Here is a 16,117-nt window from a genome sequence, read left to right as displayed (position 1 = left end):
CATGCGCAGTCGTTCCATGCCACTGTTCTCCGCACTGCTGACCCTGAGCTTGGGCCCGCTGCTCTGCACCCAGGCCCTGGCTGCGGCGGTGGCAGGCTGTTCGAGCCTGGCACCGTTGCCCGCGGTGCTGGAGATCGGCGAAGGCTTGCAGCAGGAGCTGCAATCTGCGGTGGCCATCACCCGCCTGGCGGTGGGCGACCCGAAGATCGCGGACGTCCAGACCACCGGCAACAAAGCCTTCCTGCTCACCGGCATGGCGCCCGGCGCCACCAGCCTGATGGTCTGGACCGCCTGCGCCAGTACCCCACGCCAGAGCATGGTGTTTGTCCAGGGCCGGGCCACCGCCGACATGAGCACCGGCCGCCTGCCGGCCAGTGACGATCCACTGCTGCCCAGCCAGGTGCAGACCGACATCCGCTTCGTCGAAGTCAGCCGCACCAAGCTCAAGGAGGCCAGCGTTTCGATCTTCGGCCGCGGGCACAACTTCCTGTTCGGCACGCCCGGCACCGCCCCCGTTACCAGTGGCACCTCCGGCAGCGTGACCCCGACCTTCGGCGGCCGCCGGACCAACATCCCGCTGGACAACGGCACCTTCAACATCGGCTTCGGCAACGGTCGGGTGCTGACCCTGATCAACGCCCTGGAAGGCAGCGGCTTCGCCTACACCCTGGCCCGCCCGTCCCTGGTGGCCCTCAGCGGCCAGAGCGCAAGCTTCCTGGCCGGAGGCGAAATCCCCATCCCGGTGCCCAGCACAGGCAGCAATAGCGTGACCATCGAATACAAGGAGTTCGGTATCCGCCTGACCCTCACGCCCACCATCGTCGATCGCGGGCGTATCTCCCTGAAGGTTGCTCCGGAGGTCAGCGAACTGGACTACAGCAACGCCGTGACCATTGCCGGAACCCAAGTCCCGGCGCTGACCATCCGCCGCACCGATACCAGCATTTCCCTGGCCGACGGCGAAAGCTTCGTCATCAGCGGCCTGATCAGCACCAACAACAGCTCTCAAGTGAACAAGTTTCCAGGGCTGGGGGACATTCCGGTGCTCGGTGCCTTCTTTCGCGACACCACGATCAATCGCGAAGAGCGTGAACTGCTGATGGTAGTGACCCCGCACCTGGTCCAGCCCCTGGCCGCCGACGCCAAGCTGCCGGCCCTGCCCGGCGAACGGCTGCGCAACTACGACCCGAACTTCTACCGCATGTTCTTCCTCGAGAACGGCAACTTCGACAAGCGCAGCGGGTTGTCGCAATGAACCAGGACCTGAGCCAGACGTTTCTCGCCATCACCCGCAACAGCACCGACCTGGAGTGGCTGCAAGGCGCCCTGGCGCCCCTGGGCCAGGTCGTGGGTGCCGATGGCAGTCTCGACGAGCTGCTGGCACTGGTGGATGTGACCTTCGCCAACCTGGTGTTCGTCGGCCTCGATCGCGAACACGTGGTGGCCCAGGCCGCCCTGATCGAAGGCGCCCTGGAGGCCAAGCCGATGCTGGCGATCGTCGCCCTCGGTGATGGCATGGACAACCAGCTGGTGCTCAATGCCATGCGCGCCGGCGCCCGCGACTTCGTCGCCTACGGCTCGCGCTCCAGTGAAGTCGCCGGGCTGGTCCGCCGTCTGAGCAAACGCCTGCCGGCAGTGACACCCAACACGCAACTGGGCGGCCTGACCGTGCTCTATGGCGCCCAGGGCGATGGCGACGGCGCCCTCCTGGCCAGCCACCTGGCGCTGGTGGTGCAGAAGAGCGGCCAGCAGACCCTGCTGCTGGACCTGGGCCTGCCCCGGGGCGACAGCCTGGCGCTGCTGGGCCTGGAAAGCTCGTTCCACTTCGGCGACGCTCTGCGCCACCTGCGGCGCCTGGATGCCACACTGATCGACAGCGCCTTCACCAGCGCCGAGGCGGGCCTGCGGATCCTCGCCTACGCCAGCCACGACGCGCCTCTGGAGCACACCAGCGCGGCGGAGCTGTACATGCTCCTCAGTGCCTTGCGCCAGCACTTCCAGCACATTGTGGTGAACCTTGTCGGCCAGCCGGACAGCGAGGCCCTGCGTACCTTCGTCAGCCATTGCGACAAGCTGCTGTGGTGCACCGACCAGAATGTGCTCGACTGCCGGCGCAACCTGGCCGTACTCAATCACTGGCGTGAAAAAGGCATGAAACTCGAGCATGCGCGCTTGCTGGTCGACCGCTACCTGCGCACCGTGGCACCGGATTCCGAAACCCTGGGCAAGACCTTCGGCCTGGAGGTGATCGCGGTGCTGGCCTACAGCCCCGAGGTGCGCCTGAACGCCAAGAACCAGGGCGTTACCCTGTTCGAACTGGCCCCGCGCGAGGCCCTGACCCAAAGCCTGCGTACCCTGGGCGAGCGGCTGGCGAAACGCTCCCAGGGCCTGCCCAAGCCCAAGGCCGGCTGGCTCAATCGCATCATGGGGGGCAGATGAGCGGCGAAAAACTCTTTGGCGCACCACCCCGCGCAGGCGCCGGCAACAGCGACCACGAAGGCCTGAAGCTGGTGCTGCATCGCTACATCATCGATGCCATCGAAGAGTCGGGGAAAAACCTGCTGGAAAGCTCCCGGCAGAACCTCTCGCAATTCGTCACCGACAAGGTGGCGGAGTACATCGCGCGCATGCACCTGGCGATCTCGCGCTATGAAATGGAGCGGCTGGCCGAGGAGATCGTCGACGAGCTGACCGGCTTCGGCCCCCTGGAAGTGCTGTTGCGCGATCAGGCGGTGACCGAGATCCTGGTGAACGGCCCGCATCGGGTGTTCGTCGAACGTGAAGGCGTGCTGCACCAGAGCGACCTGCGCTTCATCGACGCCCACCATGTGGAGCGGGTGATGCAGCGGATTCTCGCGCCCCTGGGCCGACGCCTCGACGAGTCCTCGCCGATGGTCGATGCGCGCCTGCCGGACGGCAGCCGGGTCAACGCGATCATCCCGCCCATCGCCCTGGACGGGCCCTGCCTGTCGATTCGAAAGTTTCGCAAGGACATGCTCAAGAGCAGCGACCTGATTGCCATGCAGACCATCGACCTGGCGATCTTCGAATTCATCCAGGAAGCGGTGGGCAAGCGCTGCAACATCCTGATCAGCGGCGGCACCGGCACCGGCAAGACCACCCTGCTGAACATCCTCAGCCAGTTGATCAACCCCCATGAACGGCTGGTCACCATCGAGGACGTGGCCGAACTGCAGCTGGGCCACCCCCACGTGGTCCGCCTGGAAACCCGCCCGCCCAATGCCGAGGGGCACGGCGAGGTGAAGGCCAGCGACCTGATCCGCAACGCCCTGCGGATGCGTCCGGACCGGATCATCCTCGGCGAGATCCGTGGTGTGGAAGTACTGGACGTGTTGACCGCAATGAACACCGGCCACGACGGCTCCATGAGCACCGTGCACGCCAACAACGCCCAGGATGCCCTGCTGCGCCTGGAAACCCTGGTGGGCCTGACCGGCCGCCAGATCGCCGAGCGCACCCTGCGGCAGATGATCTGCGCCGCCCTGGATGTGGTGATCCAGTTGACCCGCATGCCCGATGGCCGGCGTTGCGTCAGCGAAGTCGTGGAAGTGGTGGGCATACGTGACGACATCTACGTCACCAACACCCTGTTCCGCCTGGATCGTCGTACCGGCTTCGGCTTCCTGCGCGAGGCGATGAACCCTGCGGGTGACAAACTGCGCCGCGAAAGCGGGCTGGGCGTCAATTGAACCGGCGAGGTGGCCCATGATCGGTCTGCTGTTTACCTTGATCTGCCTGCTTCTGCTGGGGCTTTCCGGCTGGCTGTTCTACCACGGCGTGCGCAAGACCGAGCGGGAACGAGTGCTCAACCGCCTGGCCGAAGGGCAGCCCGACCTGACGCCGCAACGCACCTCCTGGGGTGGCCTGGAGCGCGCGTTCGCCCGGGCCGGCCTGGGCCAGCCCAGCGAGCGCCTGGGCCTGTGGCTGGCGGTGTGGGTGGTGCTGATGCTGCTGGGCTATGTGCTGGCGAGCTGGCTCGGCCTGTTGGGCGGCATCCTCCTGCCACCCCTGCTGCTGCGGCTGTATATCGCCTGGCTGTATCAGCGCCGGCTCAAGCGCATGATCGAACAACTGCCGGCCTTGCTCGATCACAGCGTGCGCAGCCTGAAGTCCGGGCGCACCCTGGCGGACGCCGTGCTGGGTGCCATCGAGGCCAGCAACGACCCGCTGAAGAACGCCATGGGCCGCATCCAGCGCAACGTGCAACTGGGGGTCAACCTGCCGGACGCGGTCAGCGATTTCGCCGAGTTCTACGAGCAGGACGAACTGCGCATGTTCGCCCTGGGCCTGAAGGTCAACCATCGCTACGGCGGCAACGCCAGCGAGTTGCTGGAAAACCTGATCAAGCTGATCCGCGAGCGCGAGCAAGGGGCGCGGCAACTGAGCGCGATGACCGGGGAAACCCGCATGACCGCCTGGGTCCTGGGGACCCTGCCGCTGTTGCTGGTGGGCTACTTCATGCTGACCAACCCGGGCTACATGCTGGGCATGTGGCACGACTCCGCGGGGCAGAAAATGCTGATCACCGCGGTGTGCCTGCAGATCTTCGGCTGCCTGGCCCTTTGGCGCATGTTGAGGAGCATCTGAAATGCTGGTTCTGGCCGCTGCACTGATGTTTCTCGGGGCGTTGCTGCTGCTTGGCAACGGTGTGCTGGAACAGCGCCGGCGCGAGCGCCAGATCGCCCAGCGCTTGCAGGGCAACATGACCCGCGACAGCCGCCTGGGCAACTGGCTGCGACTGCTGGGCGACAGCCGCTTCGGGCAGCGCGCGGTGAGCATGGACAGTGAAACCCAGACCCTGCTCAACCGTCTGGGCTGGCGCCGCGCCAGAGAGCGCTCACTGTTCGCCGCCAGCCAGATCGCCACGCCGGTGCTGGCCGTGTGCCTGGTGATCTTCATCCAGGAAGTGGCCTTTGCCCAGGCCCAGAGCAAGTGGCTGGTGCCCATGCTGGCACTCGGTGCCGGCTACCTGCTACCCAAGCGCGCGCTGGCCTACGCCGCCAAGCGCCGGCAGAAGCACATCGCCCTGGAGATTTCGACCTTCATTCCCTTGCTGCGCATCCTGTTCGAGTCGGGCATGGCAGTGGAACAAGCGTTACGCGTACTGAGCAGCGAAGCGCAAAAGCTGCTGCCGGAACTGACCCAGGAACTGCGCCTGATCCTGGCCCGTGTCGACTCGGGGCTGGAACTGGGCCATGAACTCAACCAGACCGCCACCCTGCTGGCGGTGGACGAGTTCACCGACACCTGCGTGATTCTCCAGCAACTGATCCTGCAGGGCGGCGGGGCAATGAAATCGCTGCAGGCGCTCAAGCAACTGCTGGACGACCGGCGCCTGACTCGCCTGCAGGAATACATCTCGAAAATGTCCGCAAAAATGTCGGTGGTGATGATGCTGTTTCTCTTCCCCGCCCTGTTGATCGTGCTGGCCGGGCCAGGCTTCACCGCCATCGCCCGGGCCTTCGCTTCCTAAGAGGGAACCTGATGAAAGCCATGATTGTCGTTGCCAGCCTGTTGCTGCTCGGAGGATGCGCCAGCAACGGCCAGACGCCCTGGGCGGCCCTGACCAACTCCAGCAGTTGCGCCAAGCTCAGCTCCGAGCAGGAACTGGCAGTGAACCTCGCCGACGAAATGGCCACCGATGGCAAGTTGCACGCCAGCCTGGCCAACCTGCAGAACCTGCCGGACAACCTCGCCGAGGTGCGCGTACGCAAGGCGCGAGTCTATCGGTTGCTAGGCCGCAGTGAGGCCGAACCCTTGTACCGCAGCCTGCTGGGCTCTTGCCTGGCGGCCGAAGGCGAGCACGGACTGGGGCAGTTGGCGGCGGCCAGGGGCGACAACGGCCAGGCCCAGGCGCACCTGCAACGGGCCGCGCGCCTGGCACCGACCAATGAAAGAATCCGCAATGACCTGGGGGTGGTCTACCTCAACCAGTTGCGCATCGAGGATGCGCGCTTCGAGTTCCTCACCGCCATCGAGCTCAAGCAGTCCGAGCCCCTGGCGGCCATCAACCTGGTGACCCTGTTGCTCTACCAGGACAACTGGCAGCAGGCCGCGCAAGTGGTCAGCCAGGCTAGCCTGAACCCGCAGCAGTTCGCCCAGGCCCAGGCCCGCGCCGAAGAGCTCAAGGCCCCGACCGCCCCGCGCGCCAAGGTGACCCAGGTCGCCAGTGGCGCTACCACCTTGCAGCCAGACGCCGCACCCGCCAAGGAGCGCTGATGATGAAACTTCCGATGTTCTATTGCACTGCCCTGCTGGCGCTGCCCCTGGCCGCCCAGGCCATCGAGGCCGGCCCTGCTTCGCCCCAGCAGCAGGAAACCGAAGCCTGGCTACTGTTGCAGAACCGCAACCTGGCGTCCTCGCCCCAGCCTCAGACGGCCACGCCCACCGAACGCGAGCTGGCGCTGCAGCGCTGGCTGAAGAAATACAAATACGAGATCCCGGACCTGTACGACCCGGACGCCGGCGGCAAGGTGGAAACCAAGTAGGGGAAAGCCCGCAACCGGCGGCGAACGGCTCGCCGCCGCAGGCTCAGTGGGCAGTCACCCGCTGGCGCAGCCCGGAATTGCTCGGTGACAGGGCCAGGGCCAGCTGTGTGCGGTTATGCATGTGGGTCAGGCGCAGTACCTGGGAGACATACAGCTTGACGGTGTTTTCGGTGATCCCCAGCTCGCAGGCAATCTGGTAGTTGGTCTGGCCCTTGCCCACCAGTCGGGCCACATCCAGCTGCCGTGGCGACAGCTGGTTGAAGATGGCCGGGATCTCGATGGCATCCGCTTCGCCGGCGCCTTCGCCCCGGGGCTCTTCGCTGCGGCTGGTAGCCGGGCTGCGCCGGACCTTGTCCAGGTCCTGGTACAGGTCATCGATGGATTCGGAAAGAAACTGCAGCTTCTGGTTGAGGTGCCCCAGGTGCAGGTTCTTCTGCCGCTCCTGCAAGGCGACCTCCTGACGCTGCAGGCCTTCGAGGAGTTCGTCCAGGTCGATGGGCTTCTGGTAGTAGTCGGCGATGCCGGCGCGCAGGGCCTTGATCACGTCCTGCTTGTCGGACTGCCCGGTGAGCATGATGGCTTCGAACACCCGCTGCTTGCCGGCCATCCGTTGCAGTTCCTGGACCAGCTGAATGCCGTCCATATCGGGCATGTGCAGATCGCAGAGCACCAGGGAAATTTCCGGGTCCCTGTTGAAGCACTCCAGCGCCTGGCGGCCGGATTGGCAAGGGACACAACGGTAACCGCTGCTTTCGAGGAACTCGCAAAGCTCTTCGACAATCAGGGGCTGATCGTCGACCACGAGCACCTTCATCTGTGAGGTGAGCTTGTTCACGTGCTACTCCGTGCGGGCCAATCGCCGATTGGCCACTCCTGTGCTGCCACGCATGATCCGGGCAGCCACGACTTAAAACCTAGACCTACTTTCCGACTATGTACATAGCATTAATGGGTCCGGCGACTAGTGGATCACGCTCACAGTTAAGACCATTCCAGCCAGGACAAAGGGGGCAAAAGGGTATTTTTTTGACCCCCTCCCAGCGCGTCCTGCCACGGGGGTATCAAGTGCTTGTTTCTGCTGGGGCCAGAGCCTGAGCACAAGCAGCCAGAGCAGGCTGCACAGACCGGCGGCGATGAACGTCCCCAGCAGATACAGGGGGCCGGAGGCCAGTCCCAGGGCCGCCATCAACTTGACGTCGCCGGCGCCCATTCGTCCGCAGGCGTAGCCGGGCAAGGTGAACAGCAACGCCAGCAACAACGCCCAACCGCCCTGGCTCGCGCCGGCCCCCAGCCAGGTCGTGCCGCTCCACAGCAGGTAGACCGTCGCCAAGAGCGCGGCGCCAAGAGTCAAGCCATTGGCAATATGCCGCTGACGCAAATCCTGCAGCGCACAGATTGCCAACCAGACCCACAAAACCCAGAAATGCATCAGCCAGAACGGTCCCTTTTGCCGGAATGGTCCTATGCTCAATGGACATAGTGGTTGTCAGGGTAGACGCACTCATGAAACCGGGCCTCCCTAGAAAGCAGAAAGGCGCTGTGGCGATCGAATTCGCCGCGGTGTTCGTGATCTTTTTCGCGGTGTTCTACGGTCTTGTCAGCTACAGCCTGCCGCTGCTGATGATGCAGTCGTTCCACCAGGCCACTGCCGAAGCGGTGCGGCGCGCGGTGATGGTCGACCCCAATACCCCGAACTACGCCACCACGGTGCAGAACCTCGCCAACAGCGTGGTGCAGACCCAGACCCAGTGGATTCCCCCGCCCTTCAACTTCGCCGCCACCGACTACAGCGCGGTGTACAGCGCCGGGGTGCTGACGGTCTCGGTGAACTACCCCTCCAGCAAGCTGAACCAGGTGCTGCCGCGGCTGGTGCTGCCGGGAATCGGCCCGGTACCCAGCCTGCCCACCACCCTGACCGCTAGCTCGAGTCTGCAATTTTGACCTCTGGCGACAAGCTGCTCGGACGTCTACTGGGCCGCCAGGCGCTTCCCGCCGCCCCGCCGCACAGCCCGCCGCCGCCCCAGGCGGTGGGCCTGCAACTGGTACTCGATCAACAGGGGCGCATCCTCAGCAGCCACGGGCCGCTGCGCCACAACCTGATCCAATTGCCTCCCTCCCACGAGCCACCACACCTGCTGGACTACGTATTGCCCGGCAGCGTCCTGGCCCTTGAGGGCGGCCCTGCCGACTGGAGCGGCCAGGTGCTGGACCTGGACCTGCGTGGCGCCGGCGGCCAGCCCCTGCACCTGCGCGGCTGGGTCCAGCGCTGGGGGCAGGAATGGCACCTGCAACTGCTGGATATCGGCGACCTGGTCCAGCAGCGGCAACAGGCCCTGGGGCGCGAGCAGTGCCGGGTGTTTGCCGCCCAGGCCAGCGAACAGTTGCGCCTGTGCAACCTGACCCGCCTGCCGGACGTGCTCCACGACCAACTCACCGACCTGGCCCGCTATTGGCACATTCCCTGTCTCGGCCTGGCCCTGCTCGACGATCAGGAACAGGGCTGGGTGATCCACAGCTGCTACAGCGCCCATGACGCCCCGCGCCTGTGGCAGGAAGGCCAGGCTCTGGGGGCCGGCCTGGACAGCCTGAGCGGCAACACCCCGCAGCACCTGAACCAGATCCAGGGCCTCAACGAACACCCGCGACTGCAAGGCATCTTCGGCCATCGCGAAGGCTTCCTGGTGCCGTACCGGGATGATCACGGCGTCGCCGCCTGGCTCTTGTGCGGCTGCTACGCGGTCCAGCAGCATGCCCCGTACCTGCTGGATCGCGACTGGCTGATGCTCGCCGCAGCCCTGGCCGGGCCCTTGCTCAGCCGCCTGCGGGAGCATCGCCATCACCTGCACCTGGAACGCCTGGAGGCCCTCCAAGGGCTGCTGGGCGCCGGCTGGTGGGAGCTGTGCCCGGACACCGCCGAAATACTGCTGGCCAGCCGCCTGGCCGCCAGCCTGCACCTGCCCGAGGATGGCGCTCGCCTGAGCGTGCAGGCCTGGCTGGAACTGATTCATCCCGCCGACCGCGGCGAACTCAGCAGCCGCCTGCAGGAACTGAAACTGGGCAAGCCGCTGCTGCTCAATGTGCGCCTGCACGAGCCCGACCCCAGCGCCCCCCAGCGCTGGCATCGCTTGCAGGGCCAGGCCCTGGGCCGAGGGGAAAGCCAACGCCTGGTGGGTTTCATGCTGGACATCAGCGACATCAAGAACCAACAGCAGCAGGCCGCCGCCGCCCATGCCCGGCTGGACAACCTGATCGCCAGTTCACCGGCGGTGATCTACGTCCAGCGTTACCAGGAAGGCGCCTTGCAGCCGAGCTTTTTCAGCGCCAGCCTGCAACCCCTGCTGGGCTGGAGCCTGGCGGACTGCACGGCGCAGCCCCTGGCGGAGTGGGTGCACCCCGACGACCGCGACCTGTATTTCCAGCGCTGCCGCCAGTTGCTGCGCGAAGGCAGTGTGCATACCCGCTATCGGCTGCGCGATCGCCACGGGGCATACCACTGGGTGCTGGACGAAGCCAAGCTGCTGCGCGACGACCTGGGGTTGCCGGTGGAAGCCGTCGGCCTGTGGCTGGACGTCACCGAGGCAACCCTGGCCGCCGAGCAGGTGCGCCAGAGCGAAGAGCGCTATCGGATCCTGGTGGAAGATTCGCCGGCGATGATCTGTCGCTATCGCCCGGACCTGACCCTGACCTTCGGCAACCGGCCGCTGGCGGCCTACCTGGAATCCGCCCCCGAGGAACTGCCGGGCAGCAATCTGGGGCAGTGGCTGTCCGCCGAACAGCGTGAAGGCTTCGAGCGCCGGCTCAAGCTGTTGAGCCCGGAATATCCCGTGAGCACCGCCGAGATCAACCTGCAATTGCCCGGGCGCGAACATGCCTGGTGGGTGTGGTCGGATCGCGGAGTGTTCGATGAACAGGGGCAACTGCTGGAAATCCAGGCCGTGGGCCGCGACAACACCGAAGTCCGGCGCGCCCAGCAGCAACTCACGCAAAGCGCGAAAATGGCCACCCTAGGGGAAATGGCCACCGGGCTTGCCCACGAGATCAACCAGCCGCTCAACGTGATGCGCATGGCCATCGTCAACGTGCTCAAGCGCCTGGGCAATGGCGACGTGCAGATCGACTACCTCACCGACAAGCTCAAGCGCATCGACGCCCAGGTCCAGCGTGCGGCCCGGGTGGTGGACCACATGCGGGTGTTCGGCCGGCGCTCGGAAGTGGAACAGCAGCCGTTCAACCCGGCCCACGCCATCGAAGGCACCCTCTCGCTGCTGGCCGAAGGCATGCGTGGCAAGGGCCTGGAGTTGCGGATCAGCGAGCTGGGGTTCGAGGTCCAGGTGCTGGGGTTTGTCGACCAGTTGGAGCAGGTATTGATCAACCTGCTGGTCAATGCCCGGGACGCCCTGCTGGGCAAACAGGAAAAGCAGCACGGTTTCAAACCCTGGATCGCCGTGTACGGCCAGCGCGACGAGCAGTGGGTACGCCTGTGGGTCGAGGACAATGGTGGCGGCATCGACCCGCGCCTGCTGGAGCGGATCTTCGAGCCGTTCTTCACCACCAAGCCGGTGGGCATCGGCACCGGGCTCGGGCTGTCGGTGAGCTATGGCATCGTGCAGAACATGGGGGGCCGCCTGAGCGTCAGCAACAGCCAGGACGGCGCGCGCTTCTGCATCGAACTGCCGATCGCCGAGGCAGATCAGATCACCAGGTAGGCCTTGCCGGTCTGCCCGCAGGTGAGGTTGGCCCCCACTTCCACGTCCATCAGGTTGATCCCCAGCCCCGACAGCAGGTTATTCAGCAGAGGGTCCAGCAGCGGGCTCAGGAGCCCGGTGATCAACGGCGTGAGCAGGTTGCTGACCCCGCTGATGGCCGAAGCCAACCCCGTGACAATGGCCCCCAGCGGGTTGTTGTTGACCGGCTTGTAGACGATCAGGTTGATGCCGGCCAGGGTGCCCGCCAGGCTGTTGACGATGTTCGTGGTCGGGGCCGCCGTCTGGTAAGTCGGGGTCTGGTTGACGTTGGGCGGTATCGGAAACGGCGACGCCGAGCTGGAGAACACCAGATCCTGGGTATTCTGCGCCACGCTGGTGTTGACCATCACCGCGATGCCGCCGCCCGCGTAGTGCACCACCGGGTCGCAGCGCCCCGGCAGGACCAGGAACTGGTAGCAGGTGCGTATGCCCAGGTCCACCAGCGGCAATGGCTTCACCACGGGCTCGGCGGCAGACGAAAAGGCATTGGCCGGGTCGATCTGGCCGACCTTCAAGTCGGCGATGGAACTGATGGCATGGGCGGTCAGGCTCTTGGTCCCGCTGTTGTTCACCGGGCAGCTGTAGTCGGTGACATAGGCAATCGCGCCCCCCGCGTCCAGGCTCAGGTCGATCTCCGATGAGGAGGCGATGGCCGGGTATAGCTGTTCGCACCCCGCCCCCAGCAGGCATAACGCCGAACCCAGGGTCGCCACCAGGTTCAGGCTCAGCAGGCTGTTCAACACCGGGGTCAGCGGCGCCACCAGGTTGCCCACCGCGGTGCTCAACCCTGAAACCAGCGGCAGGGACAGATTGACCCGCACCAGGGTCCGTACCTGCGCGGTGCGCACATAGATCCGGTTGGCGCCCGTGGGATCGGCCTTGGCCAGCGCCGGATTGCCGATGGCCGACAACTGCGGCGGCTCGATGACCTTGGCCTGCACCGTGATATTGGCCAGCCCCAGCACGTTGATCGGCAAGGTCGCCGCCACCGCGCTGTTGCTGTTGGACAACTGGATCACCGCCTGCAACAGCTGGAACAGTTGCAGGTTGGCATCCAGGGCGGTGCTGGGCAGGCCGGTCTGCAACTGCAGGATATCTCCCAGCTTCAAGGGCGCGGCATTGATCGCGGCAACCTGCAGGTTGCCCAGGGCGGTCAGGATGTCGGCGGTGGCGCCATTGGCCTGGACCACGGTGATCGCCGCCTGGATCAACTGCGTCACGCTGGTGGTGGTGTTGAGCAACTGGGTGTAATTGCCGGCGGCCACCCCCAGATTGATCGCCAGTTGGTTGAGGTAGCTCAGCAGGTTGATGTTGGTGTTGAGCAAGCCGTTCCAGCCCACCGCGCTGAGGCTCAGGCTGCCCCCCAGCATCCCGCCCACCAGTGGGTTGAGAATGCTCGATTGCGCGGTACTGACGGTGCCCAGGGTGCTGCGAATGCTCAACTGCGCCACGGTAGGCGTCGGCGCCGCGGCAACGGCCGTGGCGCTGAGCTGGGTGGTGAGGTTGATCGGCCCCGGTGTGAACAGGGCCGCCACCCCCGATGCCACGCTGATGGGCACGGTATGGGTGGCGATCACCCGTATCGCCACCGCTTGTGCAGGGTTGGCAGTGAAGGTCCGCAGGCCGTTGGCCCCGGTGGTCAGGGAACCGCAGGCAGTGCTCAGGCTACTGCCGGTGGCTACGGTGAAGCCGTTGCGGGTGGCGTTCTGGCCGGCGTAGGCGGCGGCCGTCAGGCCGGCCTGGCAGGTGCCGCCACGGCTGACGGCCTCCAGCGCGGCGTTGTCCGCCACGCGCTGCAACTTGCGCTGTTCCATGTAGAGCCGACCGCTGTCCACTACCAGCAACATCAGCAACAACGCCAGGCCGAAGGTCACCGCCGCCATCAGGCCAATGGCCCCGCGCTGACGGGCCGGGCCGTAAAACCGCTTCAGGGGAGACATCGGGGCACTCCTTTACCGGCTCGCAGCCGAGCGCTATCTCCATCGATGAAAGCAGTGTAGTCAAAGGCCGTGGCAGATGCCGGCCGGGGCGCAGGGGCGCCGGACTGGCGGCAGCAGGCAGGGCCGCACACCCTGTGCCGCCCTGCCCGGTCGAAGGTTTCAGTGGGGCGGGTAGTTCTGCAGGATGCGCATCACCGTAGTGCGAACCGCGGCACTGCGATCTGCCGGGTTGGGCGAGCTGCTGAGCATCTGCTCGTCGCTGCCGCGCCACACCAGCTTGCCGTCCTTGCCGTCCAGCAGGTCGATCTGGATGGTTGCCACCTTATAGGTGATGTTGCGGGTTTCGTTGTACATCGGCCCGCCCCAGTAGCCATTCCACGGGCCGCCCCAACCGCCGCCATAGTTGGTAGTGACCTGCTGCTGGCGGTCCTCGACGATCAGGTACGCCTGCACATTCAGGTCGGCCCGGGCACCGCCCTGGGCCGGACGCAGGCCGCGCTGGTCCAGTTGCTCGGCCACCGCCTGGCGGATGCGCTGTTCGGTCAAGTCGCTCTTGATCCGTGGATCATCCGGCCGGTATTGCAGGGCGGGTTCTTTCCAGTTCCAACTGCGATAGGCGCCAAAGTCCCGGCTGGCGTCGAAGTCATGATTGACCTGGTTGGCGGCGCAGGCACTGAGCAAGGCGGCACACACCAGTAGAGCGATTCGATGGAACATGCTGTTTCTCCGCTTGAAGACAAAAACCGGGGGCGATCCTAACTGGGAGGATAGGCCGCCATTGCCTTTTGCACCGCCTCACGCAAGGCATCGGCCCGCTCGCCGAGGCTGCCGCGGCTGCTGGTCTCGGCGCTGGCGCTCCAGACCGGCTGGCCACTGGCGCCGTCATACAGGTTGACCCGCACCACCACCACTTCCACCTCGTAGGTGCGCACCACCGGCACGCTGCCGTACATGCCGTAGCCCGGGCCATAACGGTTATAGCCGCCGTAACCGCCATACCCGTAGTCGTCCTGGACCTGGCGCAGGCGCTTTTCCAGGTGCAGGTCGGCGCTGACCCACAGGTCCGCCGGCCGGTTGTCATGCACAGGGCGCAAACCCTGCTGATCCAGGGCATTGCTGACTGCCTCGGCAATCTGCGCCGAGTCGGCCCAGGCCGAACCGCTGGGCAGGCGGCCATTGAGCCAGGCCCAGTTGCGGTAGCGGCCATAGTCCCGTTGCGGCGCCGGGTAGGCGCTGCGGTCAAAGGTGTTGGCCGCTTGCGGCGGGGCCGGCGGCAGCGGGTTGGAGCTGGCGACATAGGGGTTGCTGCCCTGACAGGCGGCAAGCCCCGAACACAGGAGGATCAGACCCAGGCGGTGTTTCATTGCACACTCCGTTAGACCGGCCGGCACAGCCAATGCAGATAACGCCCAAGCCCGGCGAAACTTGGGTGTCGACGGTGAGCCAGCTCCATTTCCAGCAGATCCGTCAGCTCGGCACGGGCCTGGAACTCCACCGGCATGTAATCGTGGAAAACCCGCACTCCGCTCTGGCTTTCGACTCGCCACAGGCCCTCAAGTTGCGCCGCCAGCTCGCGAGGATCAAGGGGCTGTTGCGGGGTCAGGCTCTGTTTCTCGCCGGCCATGTCGTTCTTGCGCATCTTGCGGAAGTGGCCCTTGAGCAGGTTGCGGTAGACCAGTGCGTCGCGGTTGTAGAAGGCCAGGGACAGCCAGCCATCGGCGGCGGTCAACTGGTGCAGCACCGGCAGGATCGCGTGGGGTTCGGCCAGCCATTCCAGCACCGCGTGGCACAGCACCAGGTCGTAGGGTTCGGTCAGTTGCCCCAGCAGTTCCTGCCAGGGCGCCTGGATGAAGGTGGCCTGCTGCCCGGCGTCGGCAAAGCGCTGGCGGGCGCCTTCAAGCATGGGCGCGGCGGGCTCGGCCAGGGTGACCTGGTGCCCGCGCTCGGCCAGCCACAAGGACATGTGCCCCAGCCCGGCGCCGATATCCAGCACCCGCAGTGGCCGCTCGGGCAGCGCTTCCTTGAGATCGGCCTGAAGCACCGCCAGGCGGATCGCGCCTTTGGCGCCGCCATAGATCTTCTCGGCGAAACGGGTCGCCAACTGGTCGAAATGCCGGTCGCTCATGAGCAGAACCGCCGTTCGCTGTCCGCCAGCTTGCTGCGTACCACCTGGTCCATGTCCAACCCCAGCTCGCTGCACAGCAACAGCAGGTAGAGGACGATATCCCCCACTTCCTGGCCGGCATGGGCCAGCTTGTCTGCTGGCAGTTGCCGCGACTGGTCCTCGCTCAGCCACTGGAAGATTTCCACCAGCTCGGCCATTTCGACGCTGGCGGCCATGGCCAGGTTCTTCGGGCTGTGAAATTGCCGCCAATCGTTGCGGTCACGAATGGCGTGCAGGCGTTGGGTCAGTTGCTCTAGGTTCATCGGGGTCTCCTGAAGGCGTATAGCTTCCGGGGGATGGGCGTGGGACGCAAGAGCGCTTTCGCCGGCAAGCCGGCTCCTCCAGAATGCGCAACCCCCGGCAGCTTCTATGCTTAACAGGGAACTCGCCACGGGTGTTCATGGCCCAAGCTTGAGCTCGGGCACTCGGCCCATCTTTCATCAGGACGCGCACATGCAGGTAGAAAGTTTCTTCGAATGGCTCGGCCAGGCCATCGGCTCGGTGATCCGCTTTATCGTCGACCTGCTCAGCGGGTTGTTCAATACCCTGACCCACGCCGGGGGCAACTTTGTCGACGGCCTGTCCCGCGCCCTGGGCATGGACACCTCGATCGTCAGCATCATTGCCCTGATCATCGGCCTGATGTTCCTGTACTCGGCGATCCGCGCCTTCATGCGAGCCTCGATCATCCTCGGCATCATCTGGCTGGTGCTCGGCCTCTGGCTGCTGAGCTGGATCATCCACTGATCCCCCCGCACT

General features: G+C 65.6%; 17 protein-coding genes. 10 read left to right on the top strand and 7 right to left on the bottom strand.

The window, feature by feature from the left end:
- The first annotated feature begins 1 nt into the window (after position 1).
- From AC1RL5_RS20375 to AC1RL5_RS20345, 7 genes are read left to right on the top strand one after another with little or no spacing between them, the layout of a single operon-like run.
- Positions 2 to 1,255, top strand: a complete 1,254-nt coding sequence (locus AC1RL5_RS20375) for a type II and III secretion system protein family protein (RefSeq protein WP_123577380.1) — start codon at positions 2 to 4, stop codon at positions 1,253 to 1,255.
- On the top strand, positions 1,252 to 2,439 hold the full coding sequence (locus AC1RL5_RS20370) for a CpaE/TadZ family protein (protein WP_011059065.1): 1,188 nt from the start codon (positions 1,252 to 1,254) through the stop codon (positions 2,437 to 2,439). The genes AC1RL5_RS20375 and AC1RL5_RS20370 overlap by 4 nt, the downstream gene beginning before the upstream one ends.
- Positions 2,436 to 3,710: a TadA family conjugal transfer-associated ATPase gene (locus tag AC1RL5_RS20365; RefSeq protein ID WP_072443995.1), complete on the top strand. Its 1,275-nt coding sequence runs from the start codon at positions 2,436 to 2,438 to the stop codon at positions 3,708 to 3,710. Before AC1RL5_RS20370 ends, AC1RL5_RS20365 begins: the two co-directional genes overlap by 4 nt.
- Positions 3,711 to 3,726: 16 nt before the next feature.
- Positions 3,727 to 4,608: a type II secretion system F family protein gene (locus AC1RL5_RS20360; protein ID WP_041115745.1), complete on the top strand. Its 882-nt coding sequence runs from the start codon at positions 3,727 to 3,729 to the stop codon at positions 4,606 to 4,608.
- Position 4,609: 1 nt separating this feature from the next.
- Positions 4,610 to 5,494, top strand: coding sequence for a type II secretion system F family protein (locus tag AC1RL5_RS20355; protein ID WP_011059062.1), 885 nt, complete (start codon positions 4,610 to 4,612; stop codon positions 5,492 to 5,494).
- A gap of 11 nt (positions 5,495 to 5,505) precedes the next feature.
- Positions 5,506 to 6,240, top strand: coding sequence for a tetratricopeptide repeat protein (locus AC1RL5_RS20350; protein WP_103407019.1), 735 nt, complete (start codon positions 5,506 to 5,508; stop codon positions 6,238 to 6,240).
- Complete coding sequence (locus AC1RL5_RS20345) at positions 6,240 to 6,509, top strand: DUF3613 domain-containing protein (RefSeq protein ID WP_015634009.1); 270 nt, start codon at positions 6,240 to 6,242, stop codon at positions 6,507 to 6,509. Before AC1RL5_RS20350 ends, AC1RL5_RS20345 begins: the two co-directional genes overlap by 1 nt.
- Before the next feature lie 43 nt (positions 6,510 to 6,552).
- Here the strand turns inward: AC1RL5_RS20345 and AC1RL5_RS20340 are convergent, their stop codons facing one another.
- Both AC1RL5_RS20340 and AC1RL5_RS20335 read right to left on the bottom strand, forming a co-directional pair.
- Positions 6,553 to 7,344 carry a response regulator gene (locus AC1RL5_RS20340; protein WP_492589553.1) on the bottom strand — a complete coding sequence of 264 codons (792 nt, stop codon included), beginning with the start codon at positions 7,342 to 7,344 and terminating at the stop codon, positions 6,553 to 6,555.
- Between the two features lie 126 nt (positions 7,345 to 7,470).
- On the bottom strand, positions 7,471 to 7,938 hold the full coding sequence (locus AC1RL5_RS20335) for an A24 family peptidase (RefSeq protein WP_492589552.1): 468 nt from the start codon (positions 7,936 to 7,938) through the stop codon (positions 7,471 to 7,473).
- Positions 7,939 to 8,012: 74 nt separating this feature from the next.
- Between AC1RL5_RS20335 and AC1RL5_RS20330 the strand changes: the two genes are divergently transcribed.
- Together AC1RL5_RS20330 and AC1RL5_RS20325 are read left to right on the top strand one after the other, a co-directional pair.
- The gene (locus AC1RL5_RS20330) at positions 8,013 to 8,450 is read left to right on the top strand and encodes a TadE/TadG family type IV pilus assembly protein (RefSeq protein WP_123577375.1); all 438 of its coding nucleotides are present in this window, start codon (positions 8,013 to 8,015) and stop codon (positions 8,448 to 8,450) included.
- The gene (locus AC1RL5_RS20325) at positions 8,447 to 11,215 is read left to right on the top strand and encodes an ATP-binding protein (RefSeq protein WP_492589551.1); all 2,769 of its coding nucleotides are present in this window, start codon (positions 8,447 to 8,449) and stop codon (positions 11,213 to 11,215) included. The genes AC1RL5_RS20330 and AC1RL5_RS20325 overlap by 4 nt, the downstream gene beginning before the upstream one ends.
- Here the strand turns inward: AC1RL5_RS20325 and AC1RL5_RS20320 are convergent.
- The 5 genes from AC1RL5_RS20320 to AC1RL5_RS20300 all read right to left on the bottom strand — a co-directional run bounded on the left by AC1RL5_RS20320 (position 11,200) and on the right by AC1RL5_RS20300 (position 15,621).
- Positions 11,200 to 13,194 (bottom strand): pilus assembly protein TadG-related protein, encoded by a 1,995-nt coding sequence (locus tag AC1RL5_RS20320; protein WP_093406748.1) that lies wholly within the window; start codon positions 13,192 to 13,194, stop codon positions 11,200 to 11,202. The two genes, AC1RL5_RS20325 and AC1RL5_RS20320, sit on opposite strands and share 16 nt — an antisense overlap.
- Positions 13,195 to 13,353: 159 nt before the next feature.
- Positions 13,354 to 13,911, bottom strand: coding sequence for a DUF4136 domain-containing protein (locus tag AC1RL5_RS20315; protein WP_011059054.1), 558 nt, complete (start codon positions 13,909 to 13,911; stop codon positions 13,354 to 13,356).
- Between the two features lie 38 nt (positions 13,912 to 13,949).
- Positions 13,950 to 14,558, bottom strand: coding sequence for a DUF4136 domain-containing protein (locus AC1RL5_RS20310; RefSeq protein ID WP_019095460.1), 609 nt, complete (start codon positions 14,556 to 14,558; stop codon positions 13,950 to 13,952).
- An 11-nt stretch (positions 14,559 to 14,569) separates the two neighbouring features.
- Complete coding sequence (locus AC1RL5_RS20305) at positions 14,570 to 15,319, bottom strand: methyltransferase (RefSeq protein ID WP_011059052.1); 750 nt, start codon at positions 15,317 to 15,319, stop codon at positions 14,570 to 14,572.
- Positions 15,316 to 15,621 carry a MazG-like family protein gene (locus tag AC1RL5_RS20300; protein ID WP_011059051.1) on the bottom strand — a complete coding sequence of 102 codons (306 nt, stop codon included), beginning with the start codon at positions 15,619 to 15,621 and terminating at the stop codon, positions 15,316 to 15,318. Before AC1RL5_RS20300 ends, AC1RL5_RS20305 begins: the two co-directional genes overlap by 4 nt.
- 190 nt (positions 15,622 to 15,811) lie before the next feature.
- Here AC1RL5_RS20300 and AC1RL5_RS20295 point away from each other — a divergent pair, with 190 nt between their 5' ends.
- Positions 15,812 to 16,105 (top strand): hypothetical protein, encoded by a 294-nt coding sequence (locus AC1RL5_RS20295; RefSeq protein WP_011059050.1) that lies wholly within the window; start codon positions 15,812 to 15,814, stop codon positions 16,103 to 16,105.
- Positions 16,106 to 16,117 lie beyond the last annotated feature (12 nt).

The sequence above is a fragment of the Pseudomonas sp. GW822-FHT06D10 genome, from assembly GCF_058799535.1.
The sequence above is the reverse complement of the archived record's forward strand: the minus strand, read 5'-3'. Positions and strand labels throughout refer to the sequence as shown.